The following is a 19,447-nucleotide window of genomic DNA, read 5'->3' on the forward strand; positions in this document are numbered from 1 at the left end:
TCCAGCAAAGTCGGGTTGCCGATGCGATAAATACCCCGGGCGGGATGACACCGAACGCTCAAGCCGCGACAATGGCGCCTCGTTTTTTCGTCGGGGAGCGGTATGCCACCACTGAGAATTGTGTATCAGGATGAATACCTGGTTGCCGTACACAAGCCCTCCGGCTTGCTGGTGCACCGCACGGTGCTCGCTCGCGGAGAAACCGAGTTTCTTCTCCAGCAGTTACGCGACCAGCTGCAACGGCGTGTCTATCCCATGCATCGCCTTGACCGGCCGACTTCCGGCCTCATCGTGTTCGGCTTAACCCCCGAGGTGGCGCGCGCCCTGTCGGAAAGCTTCACCGAGCGTCAGGTGGAAAAACGTTACTTGGCGGTGGTGCGCGGCATGGCGCCGGAGCAGGATCGTCTGGATTATCCGCTGCGCGAGGAAGATGGTAGCCGTCCCAAGGCTCAGATGCCCCCCATGCCAGCGATGACCGATATTCGCCGTCTGGATAGCGTCGAATTGCCGGTACGAGTGGACCGTTACCCCCAAGCGCGTTATTCGCTGGTGGAAGCACGCCCCCTGACTGGCCGCCGCCATCAGATTCGCCGCCATCTTTCGCAACGCGGCTATCCGATTATCGGCGATGCCAAGCACGGCAAGGGGAAGCACAACCGCTTCTTTGCCGAACAGCTCAAGGCCCCCCGTTTGTTGTTAGCCGCCACTGGCCTGGCATTTGACCACCCGGTGCTCGCCAAGCGCGTCATGCTGAGCTGCGCCCTGGATGACACCATGACCCAGCTTTTCCAGCATTTCGGCTGGGCTGGTCATCTCCCGCTGGATAGTGTTCGCACACCGCCGCTCGAGTCTCTCAAGGTGCTTTCCAACGCCAGTGCCATCTAACGCCAGAACTCTTCCAACCCCCTGATGATTTCCGCGAGACGCGCTGCCATGTCTGATGTGAATTCCGATGATTATGCTTTTCGCTTTGGTGGCATTCGCCGCCTGTACGGGGCGCGGGCCTTCGAACGCTTTCGCCACGCGCATGTCGTGGTGGTGGGCGTTGGCGGCGTGGGTAGCTGGACGGTGGAGGCGCTGGCACGCTCGGGCATCGGCAAACTGACGCTGATCGATCTCGACGATGTCTGCGTTTCCAATATCAACCGGCAACTCCACGCCCTGGACGGCACCATCGGCCGCCCCAAAGTCGAGGTACTGGCCGAGCGTTGCCGCTTGATTCAGCCGGGAATCGACGTGGTCGCCGATGCAGCTTTCGTCACTCCCACCAACCTTGCCGAGCGCATTCCCGAAAACGCCGACCATGTGGTCGATGCGATCGATAGCGTTATCGCCAAGGCAGCGTTGATCGCCTGGTGCAAGCGGCGCAAACTGCCGATTACCGTTACCGGTGCCGCCGGTGGACAAACCGACCCCACGCGCATTCGCATAGCCGACCTGACGCGTACCGAACACGATCCTCTGCTGGCCAAGGTGCGTTCTCGGCTGCGCCGCGATTACGGCTTTTCGCGCAACCCCAAGCGACGCTTCTCCGTGGAGTGCGTCTACTCGGATGAGCAATTGATTTACCCGGGGAATGACGGCGAGGTCTGCCTGCAGAAGCCCGGCACCGGCGAGGTCACCCGGTTGGATTGTGCCGAAGGGTTTGGCGCGGCGACGTTCCTGACCGGCAGCTTCGGCTTCACTGCCGCTTCGCGCGTTCTGGCACGGCTTGCTCAAAAAGCGCAGGCCCTCTCCCCTCTTGAGTCACAGGAAAGCAGCTCATGAAAGGTACCGTTCAACACCCGGTGCCCGGCATCTACCGGCACTACAAGGGTAATCTTTATGAAGTGATAGGCAGCGCACAGCATAGCGAAACCGGAGAAGCCCTGGTCGTCTACCGGGCGTTATATGGCGAATACGGCCTTTGGGTGCGGCCTCTTGAGATGTTCATGCAAAGCGCGGAAGTTCAGGGAGAACCGGTCGCCCGCTTTGCCCTGGAAAAACCTTTTCTGAAAGGTTGACTGCCAAGCGGTGTTATAAAAAAGGCAGCCAAATTGGCTGCCTTTGATCAGTTGCCGCGACGATGGATTATTCGTCGCCGGCGGTCTGCATCTGAGTCTGGAGATAGTTCTGAAGGCCGACCTTATCGATCAAGCCCAGCTCGGTTTCGATGTGGTCGATGTGGTCTTCTTCATCGGCCAGAATATCGCGGAAGATGTCACGCGTGACATAGTCCTTGACCTGTTCGCAGTAGGTGATGGCTTCGATGTAATCATTGCGGCCGTCATGCTCGATCTTGAGATCGCTTTCTAGCATTTCCTTGACGTTTTCCCCAATGTGGAGCTTGCCGAGATCCTGGAGATTGGGCATCCCTTCAAGAAACAAGATGCGCTCGATCAGCTTATCCGCATGGTTCATTTCTTCAATGGATTCTTCATATTCCCACTTGGCCAGTGCTTTCAGACCCCAGTCCTTGTACATCTTGGCATGCAGAAAATATTGGTTGATGGCAACCAGCTCGTTTCCCAACGCTGTGTTGAGATAAGCAATAACCTTCGGATCACCTTTCATAATGGCACCTCACGTTGCGCTATTGCAGGGATGGATTGCCTTTGCCGGCGAAGCCCATTACGCAATAGAAAAATTTATGGAGAGATCGAGTATAAGCCAATATGGCCCACTCTCCCAGCGTGAGGGAAATTATAGACAATTGAGAGAAAAATCAAATTAAATCATAAGGTTGTTAATGTTAATCTAGGTGAAAATGATTAACATCACACGGCGTAAGCGAGTCCCATATCGGCCTGTTGCATTTCCGACTTGATCGCTTCACGGGTCACGCTCTTGGCTACACAGGCGCATTTACCGCACTGGGTGGCACACCCCGTGGTTTCACGCACTTCGCGCCAACTGCGGGCCCCATCGCTGACATGGCGACGAATCTGGTGGTCGGTTACGCCCTTGCACACGCATACATACATGTGGTTCACCTCACAAAAGACATTAAGGTGAATGTAAATGATTCGCATGCATCTTTGCAAGTGAGATTGTATTTTTTTTATCGTCCGGATAAAGCGCCCCAATCCAAGATATTGCGTATGTTCTGGCCGTCACTGCTTTTTTGGTTTTCCTTATTCTTTGGGCTCATTTGTTGCGTTTGGGCAATACCACCGTGCGTGTGCCGGAAACGATGTCCGGCCAGCTGCGTCGCTCACCATCGAAAAGCACCCACCAATAGCCCAGGCCCAGGGCCGCCAACGATACCCAGGCAGTCAGGCAACGGATGAGGCTTTGCATCACACTGATTGAAAAGCCATCGGGGGTCTGGACGCGCAGCCGCCAGGCCTGCATGCCCAGCGTCATGCCGCCACGCGTCCATGAATAGGTAAAAAACGCCATCGCGGAAAGCACCAGCAACAGGCGCAAGCTAGCTACCTGAAAAGGCCCCTGGCCCACCTGCTCCGCCTCCAACCCCAGCACGAAGCGGGCAAAGACCACATGGGCCACGGTCACCACGAACCAGATGCCCGCCACCAGAAAGCCGTCGTAGAGCATGGCGCCCAAGCGTCGTGCCAGCCCGGCCGCCCATACGCTGTCCAGCTGTGAGAATTGTCGTTGCATCATTATTAACATTACACCATCAAGAAAGTTGCGCGCCGCTACCCATTGCGGCGCAGTAGATACAAGCCGACCAGCGCAACGCTCAGGGTAGGCACCAGTACCGCCCAGACGGGTGAAAAACCGAAAATCGTCGACGCCGGCGCCAGCAGGTCCTGGGTGTATTTAAACACCAGGCCCGTCACTACGCCGTAGAATACCCGTGTGCCCGCCGCCACAGTGCGCAGCGGCCCGAACACGAATGAAGCGGCGATCAACACCAGTGAGGCCATGGTTAACGGCATCAACATTTTCTGCCAGAAATGCAAAAGCGGCTGGTCGGCCTGCAAGCCCTGGGCCTGCAAAAATTGCGCGTAAGCCCAGAGTTCGCTGGGCGCCTGGCTTTCGATACTGCGCAGCAGGCGTTCAAGCTGCATGGGTGTGAAAGCGGTATCCCAGTCGATTCTGGCATATTGTTCAGACTGGGTCCGGGTATCGGAAAGCTGGGTGATCGAGACATTTTCCAGCGTCCAGCTACCTTGCTCCCATACGCCTCGTTCCGCATACAAGGTCTCGGTCAAGCGTTGGCCTTCGAAACGGTAACGCGTCAGGTCGAGCACCACGTTATCGGCACGAATCGCGCCAAAACGATAAACGCTGTCGCCTTCGAGCTGCCAGCCGCTCCGGCTGACCAATAACGCCCCTTCTCCCTGGCGCTTTTCCAGCCGCCAGGCTTCGGCGAACTGTTCGGTGCGGGGACTTACGTATTCTGCCACCAGCAAGACCACGACCACCACCAGAAGCACCGGCTTCATCACGCCCCACAAGATACGGGTCAGGGAGCGCCCGGCGACGCGCATCACGGTCAGTTCATTGCTTGAGGCCATTCCCCCCAGGCCGATCAAGGCGCCGATTAACACCGCCACCGGGGCATACTGATAAAAGCGCCAGGGCATGCGCATGAACAGATAGAGCAGAACGTCGAAGGCGCTGTAACCCGCCTCGACATGGCCGAGGTCGCCGATGTAGGCAATCGTCAAGTCCAGCCCCAGCAGGACTATCTGCACGACGATGATCGCCACCAGCACATTACGGGCGATATAGCGGTCAAGCCGGTCAGCTATTGTCAGCATCAGCGCATCCCCTTGCGTTGCGAGTGCCACAGCAGCCCAAGGCCGACCAGCAGAAATACTGCATGCACAGGCCAGACCCCCGCCTCTATGGGCCAGGTACCGCTACCCACGGCATCCACCACCGCCAACAGCAAGCTCAAATAGGCAACATACAGAAATACCGCGGGTAATAACTTGGCAAAGCGTCCTTGGCGTGGGTTGACCCGAGACAGCGGCTGAGCGATCAACGCCAGCACAAAGACCATCAACGGCAATCCGGCTCTCCATTGCCATTGCGCTTGGGCACGCGGGTTGTCGTCATGCCATAGTTCCACCGTGCTGGCGTATTCCAACGAGTCCAGCTCGCGCCGGTCACGGCTCAGCCCCAGGCGCAGGGTATACCGTTCGAATGCCAAGTGCTCGGCTTCCTGTCTTCCGGGCGTGACGCCGTAACGCTCGCCCTCTTCCAGCACCAGAAAGCGGCTGCCGGTTTGCGGGCTGGTTTCCTGGTAACCACGTTGGGCACGGGTAACATAGTTGTGAACGAAGTTGTCTCCGCGCCGCCCCTGTTGATGCACGAACACGTCCTGCATGAGCGTGTCGTCGTCACTGAAACTGCCGATGTAAGCGGTACGCCCGCCCCCGAAATCCTGGAAGCGCCCGGGGGAGAGTAACGAGACATCCAGTCGGCTACGTTGTTCTTCCAGTGTTACCGCATTATGCAAGGCCCCGGCCGGGGTCAGCCACAGGCTGCATAGACCTACCAGAACCGCCACCACCGCTGCCGGCAATAACGTGACTCGCAGCAGTCGGGAAGGGCTGATGCCACAGGCCACCATCACGGTAATTTCGCTGTTCATGTAAAGCTGCCCGTAGGCCAGCAGAATGCCGAGGAAAAACGCCAACGGCAGAATCAGTTCGAGAAAGCCCGGGAGGTGAAACAGCATCAGGTTGCCGAGTATGGTCACCGGGATATCGCCTTCCGCCGCACTGCCGAAATAGCGGATAAAACGGCTACCCATGATGACCAGCAGCAGAATACCGGTCACCGCCGCCATGGTCAGCAGGACTTCACGAGTCAGGTAACGAAATAAAATCAACGCACTCTCCGGCTTGTCGTGCAGGATGCCATGCAATGCAAGCATGCCTTGGGTACACTGAGGCTATGCGGCAAGGCGTAACGCCGAGCCGACATTATCCCGAATCCCTCGATGCTTGTCTTGTTGGAGACGTCATGGAATTTTCCGTTCAGACAGCCAATCCGGCCAAAGCCGAAACTGCCTGTTTAGTGGTACCGGTATTCAAGGACAGTGAATTGCTGCCCGCTGTCGCCAAGCTGGATGATGCCAGCGAACGGCTGATCGGCCAGCTGCTTGAGCGCGGCGACTTCGACGCCGCCTTGGGTAATGTACAGATGATCCCCTTCGCCCCGGGTCTTGGCGCCGAGCGCCTGATGCTGGTAGGGCTGGGCAAGCGCGACAAGTGTCAGGAAGCCGCCTTTATCAAGGCATTGGATAGTGCCTTTAGCGCTCTGGTCAAGCTTCCTCTGGATGATATCACCATCGCCTTTACCGATGTGCCGGTGGAAAACCGCGATTGTGCCTGGAAAGCACGCATGGTGCTTGAAGCGAGCCAACGCGGCATTTACCGGTTTGACCATTTCAAGTCCGACCCGACCCCAGCGCCTTCGCTCAAGCACATTACCTTGGTCGTCAGCGAATCCGCTAACACCGAGGCCGCTCAGGCAGGCGCCCGAATAGGCAATGCCATCGGTGAAGGCGCCAGCCTGGCCCGTACCCTCGGCAACCTGCCGGGCAATGTCTGCACGCCAAGCTATCTGGCCGAACAAGCTCAGGAACTCGGCAAGAGCGCCAAGGGTGACCTGGAAGTCGAAATTCTCGACGAGGAAGCGTTGGAAGCGCTCGGCGCAAACTCCCTGCTTTCCGTAGGCCGGGGAAGCGCCGAGCCGACACGCCTGATCGTGATGAAGTATTTCGGCGCCGATGACAGCGAAGAGGCGCCGCATGTGCTGGTGGGCAAGGGTATTACCTTCGACAGCGGGGGCATTTCGCTCAAGCCCGGCGAAGGTATGGACGAAATGAAATTCGACATGTGCGGTGCCGCCAGCGTGCTGGGTACCACCAAGGCAATCCTCGGCATCAAGCCCAAGCTCAACCTGGTGTTCGTCGTGGCTGCCGCGGAAAACATGCCTGACGGCCACGCCACCAAGCCCGGCGATATCATCACCACACTGAAAGGCTTGACCGTCGAAGTGCTCAACACCGATGCCGAAGGCCGTCTGGTGCTGTGTGACGCCCTGACCTATACCGAACGTTTCAAGCCGGCAAGTGTCGTGGATATCGCCACGCTCACTGGCGCCGCCATCATCGCGCTCGGCCATCATGCCACCGGGCTTCTGTCCAATGATGATGACCTGGCGCTGGATCTTCTGGATGCCGGGGAAACCGCCTGGGATCGTGCCTGGCACTTGCCGCTGTGGGACGAATACCAGCAGCAACTGGAGTCCAATTTCGCCGACCTGGCCAATATCGGTGGACGCCCGGCGGGTACCATTACCGCCGCCTGCTTCCTGTCGCGCTTTGCCGATAGCTTCCCCTGGGCTCATCTGGATATTGCCGGCACCGCCTGGCACTCCGGCAAACAAAAGGGAGCGACGGGACGTCCCGTCGGGCTGTTGACTCAGTACCTGATGGACCGGGAAAGCGATGTACAGGTAGAAAATAGTGGCACCTGATCCACTAGAGGTTGCCTTTCGGCACCGCAACCTTTAAAACCTGCGTAATTAAACAAACACCGAAGTTTATCCTTCGGTGTTCCCGGATTCCATAATAAAACGCCCAAGGGCGTTTGATTACAGCGGAGATTATCAGTCGTGTCCACTCGCTTTGATCCCTTGCCGTCGACTCAACCCACGGCAGACCACATTCGTGACAATATTCTCGAAAATCCGGGCTTCGGCCGTTATTTCACCGACCATATGGCCCACGTTCGCTGGACGGTGGATAACGGTTGGCACGGCCATGAAGTACGGCCTTACGGCCCGCTGACCCTTGATCCAGCTGCCGCCGTGTTGCATTACGGCCAGGAAATTTTCGAAGGCGTCAAGGCGTATCGCCATGCTGACGGTTCGGTGTGGACCTTCCGCCCGGAAAAGAATGCCGAGCGCTTTCGCCGCAGCGCCCGCCGCCTGGCACTGCCGGAGCTTTCCGATGACGACTTTATCGGCTCCCTGAAAGCGCTGCTGGCCCAGGATCACGCCTGGGTGCCCACGCCGTCCAGTGACGCCGACGAATGCAGCCTTTATCTGCGCCCCTTCATGATCGCCAGCGAGAAATTTCTCGGGGTACGCCCAGCGCATGAAGTGGATTATTACGTGATCGCCTCACCGGCAGCAGCCTACTTCAAGGGCGGAATTGAACCGGTATCGATCTGGTTGTCGACCAACTACAACCGGGCAGCACCCGGCGGCACTGGTTTTGCCAAGTGCGGCGGCAACTACGCCGCTTCGTTGGCGGCACAGAAAGAAGCCGAAGCCCACGGCTGTGGCCAGGTAGCCTTTCTGGATGCCACGGAAAACAAATGGGTGGAGGAACTCGGCGGCATGAACTTGTTCTTCGTCTTCAAGGACGGTCGCATCGTCACGCCCAAGCTCACCGGCACCATTCTTGAAGGGGTGACCCGTGATTCCGTCCTGACCTTGGCCAAGGATGAAGGCCTGACTCCGGAAGAACGCCATATCAGCATCGATGAGTGGCGTGACGGCGCGGCATCCGGCGAAATCACGGAAATATTTGCCTGCGGTACCGCGGCGGTGATCACACCGGTGGGCGAACTGGTGGGTGAAAACGAACGCATTCGTCTGACTGCCGGCGGTGACAATGATATCGCCAAGCGCCTGCGTACCAAGCTGCTCGACCTGCAGTACGGGCGCAGCGAAGATACCCGCGGCTGGCTAACCCAACTGATCTAACGCTTCATTGAGGCGATGACAGTGGCATCGCCGCCTGCGGGCGGCGATATTTATTTTCCAAGCTCCTCTACCAGGACAGCTCATGCCAAGCCAGCGCCCATGACCCGTATCGACTTCTACATTCTGCCCGACACGACCCTTGAGGCACGCCTGATCTTTGCATGCCGTCTGGCCGAAACCATCCATGGCAAAGGTTATCGCCTGCATCTGCATTGCGCAGACCGCAGCATGGCCGAACAGCTCGATAACATGCTATGGACGTTTCGCCCGGACGCCTACCTCCCCCACGCGGTACTCGAAAGCGACATGGCCGGGAGCGTCCCCGTGACACTCGGTTGGGCAGCCCTGTCCACTCCCACCGAACCCACGGCACTGCTCAACTTGCACCCGGAGATTCCCGAAGGCGTCAATGATTACGCGCGAGTTGCCGAAATCATCAACCAGCACCAGGAAGTATTGCTCACCAAGCGTGCCTGCTGGCAACGTTACAAGCAGCTCGGCCATGAGGTTGTTCCCCATCAGCTGAAGTCTTGAGTCCTTACCTTCAGGCAAAAACTGAATGATTGACTATAGTTAGGAAAACACCTGACCAAAATGATTCAACAGACGCCAATCGGCGCTGACACCTGTAAGGAGACTGCTATTATGGTTAAACATATTGCCGGCGTATATGAATCGGTCGATCAAGCGCTAGGTGCGCTGCGCGACCTGGTTTCTTGGGGTATTCCTAGCGAAAAGGTTCATCTTATCGGTCAGGAAAAGAAGACTCATGAGCTTCATGCTGGATTGATGGGCAAGGAATTGACGCTGGATGAGGTTCCCGAAGCCGTCATCAACGAGAATGAATCCACCGATACCTACCAGAAGTGGAAACAGCATATCGACCAGGGCCGCACCTTGGTGATTGCCTCTATCAATGACGACATTGCAGGCAATGTCATCGAAAAGATGAAAGGCCATCAGCCTCTCGAAGTCAGCTGAGGGCTGAATGCCGCCTGATTCATCTACAAGCCTGGCAGGTTCCATCTGTCGGGCTTTATGTTTTCGAAGATAGCTATTTTGAAGAGGTCTTGGTATTTCTCGAAAGTGGCGAAGGGTAGACTGGTGAGACCCGACTCGTTTCAGGCATCACTCCATGCTGGTTTCCTTGCTCGCGCGCCATCCTCTTGCCACCATCGTCGTTGCGCAACTTTTCGGCACTTCATTGTGGTTCAGCGTCAATGGTGTGGGGTTGGCCTTGAGCGAGGCCGTCGGCTTGACCGAACGCGGCTTGGGGCTGCTTACCATTGCCGTCCAGGCGGGTTTCATCAGCGGTACCTTGATGATCGCCACCACCGGGCTTGCCGACAGAATACATGCCAGCCGGTTGTTCGCCTGTTCCGCCGTGGCCGGTGCCTTGTGCAATGCCGCTTTCATCGGCATGGCCGAATCGCTTTCTCTTGCGGTGATTGCGCGATTTTTTACCGGCCTGTGCCTGGCCGGCATTTATCCCTTGGGCATGAAACTGGTGGTCAGCTGGACCCCCAGCCACGCCGGAGCGGCACTCGGCTGGCTAGTGGGCATGTTGACCCTGGGCACCGCTTCACCTCACTTGTTGCGCGGTCTCACCCTGGCACTACCCTGGCAGTGGCCGCTGCTGTTGGCCTCTCTTCTGGCATTGATTGCCGCCGTGTTGATCTTTCGCCTTGGCGATGGCCCACACCTTCCCGGTCCCGCCAAGGGAGGACGCCCCTGGGTGGGGCTTGCAGCGTTTCGAGTCAACAATTTTCGCGCTACGGCCTTGGGTTATTTCGGCCATTGCTGGGAACTGTATGCCTTCTGGGCGCTGGTGCCTTACCTGGTCAGTCGTGAAGTCGCACGGTTAGGCTGGAACACTTCCTGGCTGCCCTGGCTTGCGTTTCTGGTGATCGCGCTTGGCCTTCCCGGCTGTGTCGGCGGCGGCTGGCTGAGCCGTCGCATGGGCAGTGACCGCGTGGCCGTCGGTGCCCTAGCGGTTTCCGGCATTCTATGTCTGACCTACCCCTTCCTCGGCGGCTCTTCGCCCCTGCTGTTGCTTGGGCTATTGGCCATTTGGGGGCTTTGTGTGATTGCCGACTCCCCCCAGTTTTCTGCTTTGGCCTCTATCACCGCGCCCCGTGAGCGCCTAGGGGCGGCGCTGGCGATTATGAATGCCATCGGTTTTGCCCTGACCATTCCCGCCATTGCCCTCACCACCACGCTCTGGTCAAGCCAGCAACTGACGGTTCTGTGGTGGCTGTTTCCCGGTCCAGTGCTGGGACTGATCGCCATGCGCTTTTACAATTCCAATCGCATAATCGAAATCTCAAGCACTTGATTGACGGTTAAGTTTACTTTGGTTCATCGGCGCTCCTGTTACTTGCTACATACCTAAGCCCCTGTTGGGCTTTGCCACCTGACGCCGCCACCTCTCACGCGCTATACTTGGCGCCATTTTTCGGAACGTTTCCGCCCATTCGATTCGATGCTCCGTTGGCGCGGGGTATCTTTGTTGCGAGCCGCTATTCATGGAAAAGACCTACCAACCTGAACAGATCGAAATCCGCTGGTACGAACGCTGGGAAGCCGATGGCCGCTTCGCGCCCAGCGGCGAAGGTGAACCTTTCTCGATCATGATTCCGCCGCCCAACGTTACCGGCAGCCTGCACATGGGCCATGCGTTCCAGGACACCATCATGGATACGCTGACGCGCTGGAAGCGCATGCAGGGGCGCAACACCCTGTGGCAGGTAGGTACCGACCATGCGGGCATCGCCACGCAAATGTTGGTGGAACGCAAGGTGGCCGCCGAAGAAGGCAAGACCCGCCATGACTTGGGGCGCGAGGCATTCATCGACAAAGTATGGGAATGGAAGCACGAATCGGGCGACCATATCACCCGCCAACTGCGCCGCATGGGAGCCAGTGTCGACTGGTCCCGCGAACGCTTCACCATGGACGAAGGCTTTTACAAGGCGGTTCAGGAAGTCTTCGTGTGTCTTCACGAAGAAGGCCTGATCTATCGCGGCAAGCGCCTGGTCAACTGGGACCCTACCCTGCATACCGCGATTTCCGATCTGGAAGTCGAAAACCGTGACCAGCAGGGTAGCTTCTGGCACTTCCGCTATCCCTTGGCCGACGGCGTCACCACCGACGATGGCAAAGACTATCTGGTGGTCGCCACCACCCGTCCGGAAACCCTGCTGGGCGATACCGGCGTGGCGGTCAACCCGGCGGACCCGCGTTACGCCTCGCTGGTGGGCAAGTTCATCGAACTGCCTTTGGTCGGCCGCCGGATTCCCATTGTGGCCGACGAACACGCCGACATGGAAAAAGGCTCGGGTTGCGTGAAGATCACTCCCGCGCATGACTTCAATGACTACGAGGTCGGCAAGCGCCAGGATCACATGCTGATCAACGTCTTCTCCAAGGATGCGGCGATTCTCGAGCGAGCCGAGGTTTACAACTTCAAGGGCCAGCCGCAACCGGACGTCGACCCCACCCTGCCCGCCATGTACGCAGGTCTTGACCGCTTTGAAGCACGCAAGCAGATCGTCGCCGACATGGACGCACTCGGCCTGCTGGAGCAAGTGGAAGCGGTCAACAATACCCTGCCCTATGGCGACCGCAGCGGCGACGTCATCGAGCCGCTGCTTACCGACCAATGGTTCGTGGCCGTCGAGAGCCTGGCCAAACCGGCCATTGAGGCAGTGGAAAACGGCGACATTCAGTTCGTGCCCAAGAACTACGAGAACATGTACTTCGCCTGGATGCGCGACCTTCAGGATTGGTGTATTTCGCGCCAGCTGTGGTGGGGACATCGCATTCCCGCCTGGTACGATGCCGAGGGCAATATATTTGTTGCCCGCACCGAGCAAGAGGCTCGCGAGAAGCACGGTCTTGGCGCCGACGTGACGCTTACCCAGGACGAAGACGTCCTGGATACCTGGTTCAGTTCGGGCCTCTGGACCTTTGGCACCCTCGGCTGGCCGGAGAAGACCCCGGAACTGGAGACTTTCCACCCTTCGAGTGTGCTGGTCACCGGTTTCGACATCATCTTCTTCTGGGTGGCACGCATGATCATGCTCACCCTGAAGTTCACGGACGAAGTGCCGTTCAAGACCGTCTATGTGCATGGCCTGGTGCGTGATGCCCAGGGCCAGAAGATGTCCAAGTCCAAGGGTAACGTAATCGACCCCATCGACTTGATCGACGGTATCGAGATTGAAACGCTGGTCGAAAAACGCACCGGCAACATGATGCAGCCGCAGAAAGCCAAGGCGATCGCCAAGGCCACTCGCCAGGAATTCGACGGTGGCATCGAAGCCCACGGCACCGATGCGCTGCGCTTCACCTTCCTTTCCCAGGCCACCACCGGCCGTGACATCAAGTTCGACATGAGCCGTCTGGATGGCTACCGCAACTTCTGTAACAAGCTGTGGAACGCCTCACGCTACGTGCTGATGAACGCCGAAGGCGAAGATTGCGGTGCTGAATTTGATAACGACAAGAGCAGTGAAGTCGAACTTTCCCTGGCCGACCGCTGGATCATTTCCCAGCTGCAGAAAACCGAGGCCCAGGTCACCAAGGCAATGGAGGAGTACCGCTTCGACCACGCCTCCCAGGCGCTCTATGAGTTCGTCTGGAACGAGTACTGCGACTGGTACCTGGAACTTTCCAAGCCGGTGCTGTGGGACGCAGAGGCCAATGACGCCGCCAAAAGAGGAACGCGTCGCACCTTGGTCCGTGTTCTGGAGGCAATCCTGCGCCTGGCCCATCCGATGATGCCGTATATTTCCGAGGAAATCTGGCAGCGCGTGGCGCCCATGGCCGGTACGTTCAAGGGCACGAACGACTCGATCATGGTCCAGCCCTGGCCGCAGGCCGAACAGGCCAAGGTCGATGAACAGGCCACGCTGGACATTGAATGGCTCAAGGGCGTGATCATCGCGGTGCGCAACATTCGCGCCGAAATGAACATCGTCCCCGGCAAGCCATTGGATGTGATGTTGGCCAAGGGAAGACCCGAAGATCAGTCACGGCTCGAGAGCAATCGTCTGTTCCTATCCAAGCTCGCCAAGCTGGAAAGCGTGACCTGGCTTGCCAACCCCGACGACGCCCCGCTTTGTGCCACCCAGCTGGTGGGTGAGATGGAAGTGTTGGTGCCCATGGCCGACCTGATCGACAAGGACGTTGAGCTCAAACGCCTGGTCAAGGAAATCGACAAGCAGGACAAGCTGATCGGCGGCATTGAAAAGAAACTAGGTAACGAAGGCTTTCTTGCCAAGGCCCCGGAAGCGGTAGTGGAAAAGGAGCGTGGCAAGCTCAAGGACTTCCAGGCCGCCCGCAAGCTACTATTGGAGCAGCACGAAAAAATCCAGGCGTTGTAAAGCCAGCAGCAGCCTTGTCCTTGCATTTACGCCCGCACCCTTGGTGCGGGCGTATTGGTTTGGATGGACCCATATCGCTGAACCGCTAGGTCACATTCCCTCTTGCCTACGTATAGTCACTTTAAAAACAGTAAATTAACTACGCAATGCTCGGAAAGCAGTGGGTTTCTTCCAAGCATAACGGTTGATTTTTCTTTCTTTTGCTTGGAAGCCCCTCCCTCCTTTACTACGTTAATGGAGTAGGGTTCAGCTTAGCTGCTTTACCTTGAGCTACTTGGCCTATTTCGCAATGCATTGCATAAGCATAGGATTAATTAACCAAAACGAGGTTAATTTATTCTGGAGCTTATTCTGCTCAAGGAGATAGAGGGATGAAGCGCAATGTATTTATCATCGCCTTGCAAGAGCAGCAGAGCAAGGTGATTCCTGAATGCCTGTCTGCCTTTTGCAGTATTAACCCTTTTGAGAACTATCCCTTGGCCCAAGTCACCCTGGACTACCCTTTCTGGTTAAAACCCATCAAAGCCTTCTCGTCACAGCTGGATTTCAAAATAGAAAACAAGCAACAATTCGACGAAGCGATAAAGAGCATACATGATCATATTCATCATTTCGGTGGCCCCTTTAATGAAGCCCTTGACGAGGAAGGCTCACGACTTAGCGTACTCGTTAATCAAAATGCCTTTTGTTATCAGTTAGGCACATTATTTATCCCTGCAGAAAGCCATGAACAACTTCATGAGCGCTATATGGCTTGTCTGGATGCACTTTAATTCAAGATCGACCCCATTCATCAATGAATCCCGAGGAGGCATAATGAAGATTGTTTCTTCCTACCCCTATAAGACGGAAATCATAGAAAACGTCTTTATCCCCATGCGGGATGGCGCACAGCTCGCTGCACGCATATGGTTGCCGGAAAACGCCCAGGCTGAACCATTACCGGCGATAATGGAATATATCCCCTACCGTAAGCGGGACGTTACCCGAGGCCGAGATGCCACGAACCATAGCTATATGGCAGGCCATGGCTATGTATGCGTCAGGGTGGATCTTCGTGGCAGTGGCGACTCCGACGGCATCGTCACGGATGAATATACCCAGCAGGAAAGAGAAGATGGGGTGGATGCGATCGCCTGGCTCGCCCAGCAGCCTTGGTGCGATGGAAATGTGGGAATGATGGGCATTTCCTGGGGCGGTTTCAATAGTTTGCAAGTAGCGGCGAAACAACCCCCTGAGTTAAAAGCGATCATCAGTCTATGCTCCAGTGACGATCTATATGCGGATAACATGCATTACATGGGAGGCTGTCTTCTCGGCGATAACTTATCCGAAGCGACGGTCATGTTCGCTTTCAACTCTCTCCCACCCGACCCGCATATCGTCGGAGACCGGTGGCGCGACATGTGGTTCGAGCGGATGGAATCCAGCGGTTTATGGCTTGAATCCTGGCTGAAAAATCAGCGGCGTAATGATTATTGGTCGAGCGCCTCCCTTTGTGAGCATTACGATGCCATTCAGTGCCCGGTATATGCCATTGGTGGTTGGGCCGACGGCTTCACCAATACCGTCTTGCGCTTGCTTGAACATCTGCAAGTGCCCCGCAAAGGACTTATTGGCCCCTGGGGACACAAATACCCTCACCAAGGAATACCCGGTCCGGCTATTGGTTTTCTCCAGGAAGCGTTGAGATGGTGGGACTATTGGCTGAAGGGAAAAGAGAACGGCATCATGGAGGAGCCACCGCTACGTGCCTGGTTGCAGGATAGTATTCCTCCCGATACGTCATATGAAGAACGTCCAGGCAGGTGGATTAGTGAGCCCGGCTGGCCCTCGACTAATATTCACGAGACGAACTACACCTTGGGGGACGCTACCCTGACACGCTGTGAAAGCCACGTCGCCCTTGGAAAAGAAGGTCCACAAGAAAAAATACTGACGGTGCAATCCCCATTGAGCGTAGGACTATTTGCCGGAAAATGGTGTTCTTATGCTGCTACCCCTGATTTACCGGGCGATCAGCGGGAAGAAGATGGGGGCGCGCTTGTCTTCAGTAGTGCACCTCTTGAAGAACCCCTCGAAATATTCGGTATGCCATCGCTGACGCTGGAACTTTCCGCGGACAAACCACAAGGTATGGTGGCGGTTCGTCTTTCCGATGTCGCGCCCAGCGGAACAGCCACCCGCGTCACCTATGGGCTGCTCAATTTATCGCACCGTGACAGCGACTCCGACCCTCAACCGATGACACCGCATCACCGCTATCGCGTCAACGTTTCCTTGAATGGAATAGCCCAACGTTTCCCGGTAGGGCATCAACTAAGAGTGTCAGTCTCCACCTCTTATTGGCCCTTGGCATGGCTTCCTCCCGAACAGGTCAAACTTAATATTTATCCTGAAAGCAGCACCTTAACGTTACCCATACGGCCTCCAAGAAAAGAGGACGAATCCTTGGTGGAATTCGCTGAACCGGAAGGCGGGCAGCCGCTTGCCACCACGACTCTGCAATCGAGCGAGCATAACTGGTTGTTACATCGTGACCTTGCTACCAAAACGTCCACCTTGGAAGTGGTCAATGACCAGGGTAATTTTCGTATCGATGATATAGGCACGGAAATTCATCGTAGCACCCGCGAATGGTACTCCACGGAGGACGACAACTTCAGCTCAGCGCGGGGTGAAACCTATACAGAGAGAGTCTTTTGGCGTGAAGATTGGAATGCGGAAGTCTATACCCGTACGATATTAAGCTGTACGAGCGAAAATTTTTATATTCATGCCCAACTTGATGCTTATGAAGACGATTATAGGGTTTTTTCTAAAAACTGGGAGAAAGTAATTCCCCGTGACAACATCTAGAAAACGACAACAGCAGAAGGTAGCACTAAGAAAGCTGTCAGAGAAAACATACTCTCTGACAGCTGCGTCTACCCTGATACTCTTCTGATCTCTCGCTTTCCTTAGCGAGCATCTTCCTTGAATTATCATTCCTTTACTCTGCAACCCCATCCTGGGATTTTATTCCTTTATTACCGAACTTCCTAGACGGCCTGCCATCCATGGCACTCATTTATTGGTAACTTAAAATGTATTAAAGCCTATCCTTTACCAATCTTTTCGCTTCTTGTGCGATATTGGCATAATCCTTTGCCACCTTGGTAAAGAACTCGTGATTTTCCTGATCAGACTCTATTTGTGCATCAGAGGCATACTGTTCGCTAAGTTCCGCCCCTTGCAAGGCATGATATAGCGTACTGATCAAATCGAAATCTTTGTCTTTTACAGGACTGGCCATGCATTACCTCCTCTGTAAGATACGAGACGTCAAGCAGACAGCATCAGTGCTGTCCGCCGCTCTTCTGGCCGCCTTTTTTACCTGCTTCAGAAGCCTTTATGGGGTCATTGGCGAAGTTGCCACCGCTATGCTGACCGCCTTTCTTACCCGCTTCGGAAGCCTTTTTAGGGTCATTGGCGAAATTGCCGCCGCTATGCTGACCACCTTTCTGGCCTGCTTCAGAAGCTTTCTCGGGATCATTGGCGAAATTGCCAGGATTGTTTTGCTGTGCCATTTCGAACCTCCTTAGAGTTTAGAGTTATGCCATTAATAGCTATGTCACTAACTCCTCTTGCTCTTCCTTTCATAGCTTCGGCAACCCAGCTTCTACTAACGTCTATTTTTGAACTAGCAGTATAAACATAGGTAGCCAGCTAGACAGCTTCAAACTTATTATTGTTAACCAAAGTAAGCAAATGTTCAAACTAATAGTAAAATATTATATTTTTATTGATCAAGGTTAATCGGACATTTCCAGCACTTTCCTAGGCTACTGAATAACAAATAAAAATCTCATCATTTTTCCGTCTTATAAAACATAAAAAACAACCTACGTTAAAAATTCTAATAAATAGCAGAAAAACATACGCTTAAAAATAAAATAAAATTTATTTACTAAAGTAACATTCACGAATGCATTGACCACACATTTAAGCATCAGAACCACTTAATACTTAAAGATAATAACGAAAGGTATAATCCGTGAGCATGAGCCAACGTCACCTTCCATGCGATCAAGAGAAGGCCAAAAGCAGAAGGAATGGTGTCCCTGGCGAGTCTCGCCTCACTGTCAAGAAGGCGCTACCCGGCACCCAAAAATTATTTTTGACGAAATTTTCCTGTCCCGGCAGTGTAAGGTCTTGCCATGCAGCGACACCCAAGTATGCCAAGCCTTTTCCGGCACAAGGGTCTGCAAGAAAGATTTTCTAAACCAAATTTTTCAAGCAGCCTTTCTTGAAGACTCAAGACAGCCGCTTTTCACGGACAACAGACGTTTCTATGCCGACACTTTCAGAGACACGCCTCAATGCGCTGGCGGCCGAGCTGCACCAGGCGGGCATTGCGTTCCATAATCTTGACCCCATGCCCGACACCGGCCTGGCCCATGACCACATATGGATTTCCCGCGAAGGTGCCGACTGGGTGGCACGCCTGCCCAAGCAGAGCCAGATGAACCTGCCCCCCCAGGCCAATCTCGACTATCAAGCGGCCTGTTATCAGCGTACCAGCCAGGGTGAGCATACCCCGCATTTTCATGGAATGCTTGCACCCAGTGAGTCGCTGCCGCGTGGGGCGCTGTTGGTGGAAGCCATCGATGGACGCTTGGCGCGTTTGCCGCAAGACCTTGCATTGATTGCCAAGGCATTGGCGAGCCTGCACAGTCTTCCACTTCCTCCCCAAGCGCAGCGTATGCCGTTGCTCGCGCCCGCCGACCCTTGGGGCGCCATGCGCAATGAAGTGGAAGTTCAAGCAAGATGGCTGGAATCGGCCTGTCTTCCCCGCGAGGTTATCCGGGCAATCCAGGCCGAACTTGCCGCCCTGCCGAAAGGCCTCGAGGAGGCCAGCCCCTCGCTGATAAGCTTCGATACCCATCCCGGGAATTTTCTGGTGACTCCGGATAACCGAGCCATCCTGGTAGACTTGGAAAAATGTCGCTATGGCCTGCCGGGTATCGATCTGGCCCATACCAGCCTTTATACCTCGACCACCTGGGATATCACCAACCGCGCCATACTGGATAGCGAGCAGGTGCTGGCTTTTTATCGAGGCTGGCAAGCGGCCATGCCTGAAAGCGTCAGCGCCGAGACGCTTCTGGCTTGTCGTCGCGCCACCTGGCTGTGGTCATTGACCTGGTGTGCCAAATGGCGAGCTAGCCATCTGGAAACCCGCGACGCTCGCCAACGCGGCGAGGATTGGTCATCCGAATTGAGCGACGACAACTTGATTACCCATGTACGTGATCGGGTCGATCATTACTTGTCACAAGACGCCATCGTTCACGTGCAAAATGAATTTGAACAATTGAAAGGAACCTTGTGATGTC

Annotated in this window: 19 protein-coding genes; 12 read left to right on the forward strand and 7 right to left on the reverse strand. The window is 55.7% G+C overall.

Annotated elements, in window-relative coordinates; genetic code table 11:
• Nucleotides 1–102: 102 nt before the first annotated feature.
• From GPM19_RS03575 to GPM19_RS03585, 3 genes are read left to right on the forward strand one after another with little or no spacing between them, the layout of a single operon-like run.
• Nucleotides 103–885: a pseudouridine synthase gene (locus GPM19_RS03575; protein WP_160417498.1), complete on the forward strand. Its 783-nt coding sequence runs from the start codon at nt 103–105 to the stop codon at nt 883–885.
• A gap of 48 nt (nt 886–933) precedes the next feature.
• Nucleotides 934–1,767, forward strand: coding sequence for a tRNA cyclic N6-threonylcarbamoyladenosine(37) synthase TcdA (gene tcdA / locus GPM19_RS03580; RefSeq protein WP_160417499.1), 834 nt, complete (start codon nt 934–936; stop codon nt 1,765–1,767).
• Nucleotides 1,764–2,003 (forward strand): DUF1653 domain-containing protein, encoded by a 240-nt coding sequence (locus tag GPM19_RS03585; protein WP_160417500.1) that lies wholly within the window; start codon nt 1,764–1,766, stop codon nt 2,001–2,003. The genes tcdA and GPM19_RS03585 overlap by 4 nt, the downstream gene beginning before the upstream one ends.
• 67 nt (nt 2,004–2,070) lie before the next feature.
• Here the strand turns inward: GPM19_RS03585 and bfr are convergent, their stop codons facing one another.
• The 5 genes from bfr to lptF all read right to left on the reverse strand — a co-directional run bounded on the left by bfr (nt 2,071) and on the right by lptF (nt 5,791).
• Nucleotides 2,071–2,553 (reverse strand): bacterioferritin, encoded by a 483-nt coding sequence (gene bfr, locus GPM19_RS03590; RefSeq protein ID WP_160417501.1) that lies wholly within the window; start codon nt 2,551–2,553, stop codon nt 2,071–2,073.
• Nucleotides 2,554–2,756: 203 nt separating this feature from the next.
• On the reverse strand, nt 2,757–2,963 hold the full coding sequence (locus tag GPM19_RS03595; RefSeq protein WP_114485920.1) for a bacterioferritin-associated ferredoxin: 207 nt from the start codon (nt 2,961–2,963) through the stop codon (nt 2,757–2,759).
• 163 nt (nt 2,964–3,126) lie between these two features.
• Nucleotides 3,127–3,606, reverse strand: coding sequence for an RDD family protein (locus GPM19_RS03600; protein ID WP_227842115.1), 480 nt, complete (start codon nt 3,604–3,606; stop codon nt 3,127–3,129).
• A gap of 35 nt (nt 3,607–3,641) precedes the next feature.
• Complete coding sequence (lptG, locus tag GPM19_RS03605; protein WP_160417502.1) at nt 3,642–4,712, reverse strand: LPS export ABC transporter permease LptG; 1,071 nt, start codon at nt 4,710–4,712, stop codon at nt 3,642–3,644.
• Entirely contained in the window at nt 4,712–5,791 is a 1,080-nt protein-coding gene (gene lptF / locus GPM19_RS03610; protein WP_202114687.1) for an LPS export ABC transporter permease LptF, read from the reverse strand. The genes lptG and lptF overlap by 1 nt, the downstream gene beginning before the upstream one ends.
• Before the next feature lie 134 nt (nt 5,792–5,925).
• On the opposite strand from lptF, the gene GPM19_RS03615 reads away from it, so the two are divergent.
• The 8 genes from GPM19_RS03615 to GPM19_RS03650 all read left to right on the forward strand — a co-directional run bounded on the left by GPM19_RS03615 (nt 5,926) and on the right by GPM19_RS03650 (nt 16,928).
• The gene (locus GPM19_RS03615; protein WP_160417504.1) at nt 5,926–7,446 is read left to right on the forward strand and encodes a leucyl aminopeptidase; all 1,521 of its coding nucleotides are present in this window, start codon (nt 5,926–5,928) and stop codon (nt 7,444–7,446) included.
• Nucleotides 7,447–7,584: 138 nt separating this feature from the next.
• Entirely contained in the window at nt 7,585–8,682 is a 1,098-nt protein-coding gene (locus GPM19_RS03620) for a branched-chain amino acid aminotransferase (protein WP_160417505.1), read from the forward strand.
• A 99-nt stretch (nt 8,683–8,781) separates the two neighbouring features.
• Nucleotides 8,782–9,216 (forward strand): DNA polymerase III subunit chi, encoded by a 435-nt coding sequence (locus tag GPM19_RS03625; protein WP_160417506.1) that lies wholly within the window; start codon nt 8,782–8,784, stop codon nt 9,214–9,216.
• Between the two features lie 111 nt (nt 9,217–9,327).
• Nucleotides 9,328–9,663, forward strand: coding sequence for a hypothetical protein (locus tag GPM19_RS03630; RefSeq protein WP_160417507.1), 336 nt, complete (start codon nt 9,328–9,330; stop codon nt 9,661–9,663).
• A 154-nt stretch (nt 9,664–9,817) separates the two neighbouring features.
• Nucleotides 9,818–11,017, forward strand: coding sequence for an MFS transporter (locus GPM19_RS03635; RefSeq protein WP_160417508.1), 1,200 nt, complete (start codon nt 9,818–9,820; stop codon nt 11,015–11,017).
• 190 nt (nt 11,018–11,207) lie between these two features.
• Nucleotides 11,208–14,069, forward strand: a complete 2,862-nt coding sequence (locus GPM19_RS03640) for a valine--tRNA ligase (protein WP_160417509.1) — start codon at nt 11,208–11,210, stop codon at nt 14,067–14,069.
• 371 nt (nt 14,070–14,440) lie between these two features.
• A complete protein-coding gene (locus GPM19_RS03645; protein WP_160417510.1) occupies nt 14,441–14,842 on the forward strand; it encodes an ATP-grasp domain-containing protein in 402 nt (133 codons plus the stop codon).
• A 43-nt stretch (nt 14,843–14,885) separates the two neighbouring features.
• Nucleotides 14,886–16,928, forward strand: coding sequence for a CocE/NonD family hydrolase (locus GPM19_RS03650; protein WP_160417511.1), 2,043 nt, complete (start codon nt 14,886–14,888; stop codon nt 16,926–16,928).
• A 232-nt stretch (nt 16,929–17,160) separates the two neighbouring features.
• Here GPM19_RS03650 and GPM19_RS03655 read toward each other — a convergent pair whose 3' ends face one another.
• Both GPM19_RS03655 and GPM19_RS03660 read right to left on the reverse strand, forming a co-directional pair.
• Nucleotides 17,161–17,364 (reverse strand): hypothetical protein, encoded by a 204-nt coding sequence (locus GPM19_RS03655; protein WP_160417512.1) that lies wholly within the window; start codon nt 17,362–17,364, stop codon nt 17,161–17,163.
• Nucleotides 17,365–17,407: 43 nt separating this feature from the next.
• Nucleotides 17,408–17,638 carry a con-10 family general stress protein gene (locus GPM19_RS03660; protein ID WP_160417513.1) on the reverse strand — a complete coding sequence of 77 codons (231 nt, stop codon included), beginning with the start codon at nt 17,636–17,638 and terminating at the stop codon, nt 17,408–17,410.
• 764 nt (nt 17,639–18,402) lie between these two features.
• Between GPM19_RS03660 and GPM19_RS03665 the strand changes: the two genes are divergently transcribed.
• Nucleotides 18,403–19,443 carry an aminoglycoside phosphotransferase family protein gene (locus GPM19_RS03665; RefSeq protein ID WP_160417514.1) on the forward strand — a complete coding sequence of 347 codons (1,041 nt, stop codon included), beginning with the start codon at nt 18,403–18,405 and terminating at the stop codon, nt 19,441–19,443.
• Nucleotides 19,444–19,447 lie beyond the last annotated feature (4 nt).

The sequence above is a fragment of the Vreelandella zhuhanensis genome (genome assembly GCF_009793355.1).
GTDB lineage: Bacteria > Pseudomonadota > Gammaproteobacteria > Pseudomonadales > Halomonadaceae > Vreelandella > Vreelandella zhuhanensis.

Coding starts and splice junctions, on each gene's coding strand:
- GPM19_RS03575 (WP_160417498.1), top strand. CDS start 103: ATGCCACCACTGAGAATTGTGTATCAGGATGAATACCTGGTTGCCGTA.
- tcdA (WP_160417499.1), top strand. CDS start 934: ATGTCTGATGTGAATTCCGATGATTATGCTTTTCGCTTTGGTGGCATT.
- GPM19_RS03585 (WP_160417500.1), top strand. CDS start 1,764: ATGAAAGGTACCGTTCAACACCCGGTGCCCGGCATCTACCGGCACTAC.
- bfr (WP_160417501.1), bottom strand. CDS start 2,553: ATGAAAGGTGATCCGAAGGTTATTGCTTATCTCAACACAGCGTTGGGA.
- GPM19_RS03595 (WP_114485920.1), bottom strand. CDS start 2,963: ATGTATGTATGCGTGTGCAAGGGCGTAACCGACCACCAGATTCGTCGC.
- GPM19_RS03600 (WP_227842115.1), bottom strand. CDS start 3,606: ATGATGCAACGACAATTCTCACAGCTGGACAGCGTATGGGCGGCCGGG.
- lptG (WP_160417502.1), bottom strand. CDS start 4,712: ATGCTGACAATAGCTGACCGGCTTGACCGCTATATCGCCCGTAATGTG.
- GPM19_RS03615 (WP_160417504.1), top strand. CDS start 5,926: ATGGAATTTTCCGTTCAGACAGCCAATCCGGCCAAAGCCGAAACTGCC.
- GPM19_RS03625 (WP_160417506.1), top strand. CDS start 8,782: ATGACCCGTATCGACTTCTACATTCTGCCCGACACGACCCTTGAGGCA.
- GPM19_RS03630 (WP_160417507.1), top strand. CDS start 9,328: ATGGTTAAACATATTGCCGGCGTATATGAATCGGTCGATCAAGCGCTA.
- GPM19_RS03635 (WP_160417508.1), top strand. CDS start 9,818: ATGCTGGTTTCCTTGCTCGCGCGCCATCCTCTTGCCACCATCGTCGTT.
- GPM19_RS03640 (WP_160417509.1), top strand. CDS start 11,208: ATGGAAAAGACCTACCAACCTGAACAGATCGAAATCCGCTGGTACGAA.
- GPM19_RS03645 (WP_160417510.1), top strand. CDS start 14,441: ATGAAGCGCAATGTATTTATCATCGCCTTGCAAGAGCAGCAGAGCAAG.
- GPM19_RS03650 (WP_160417511.1), top strand. CDS start 14,886: ATGAAGATTGTTTCTTCCTACCCCTATAAGACGGAAATCATAGAAAAC.
- GPM19_RS03655 (WP_160417512.1), bottom strand. CDS start 17,364: ATGGCCAGTCCTGTAAAAGACAAAGATTTCGATTTGATCAGTACGCTA.
- GPM19_RS03660 (WP_160417513.1), bottom strand. CDS start 17,638: ATGGCACAGCAAAACAATCCTGGCAATTTCGCCAATGATCCCGAGAAA.
- GPM19_RS03665 (WP_160417514.1), top strand. CDS start 18,403: ATGCCGACACTTTCAGAGACACGCCTCAATGCGCTGGCGGCCGAGCTG.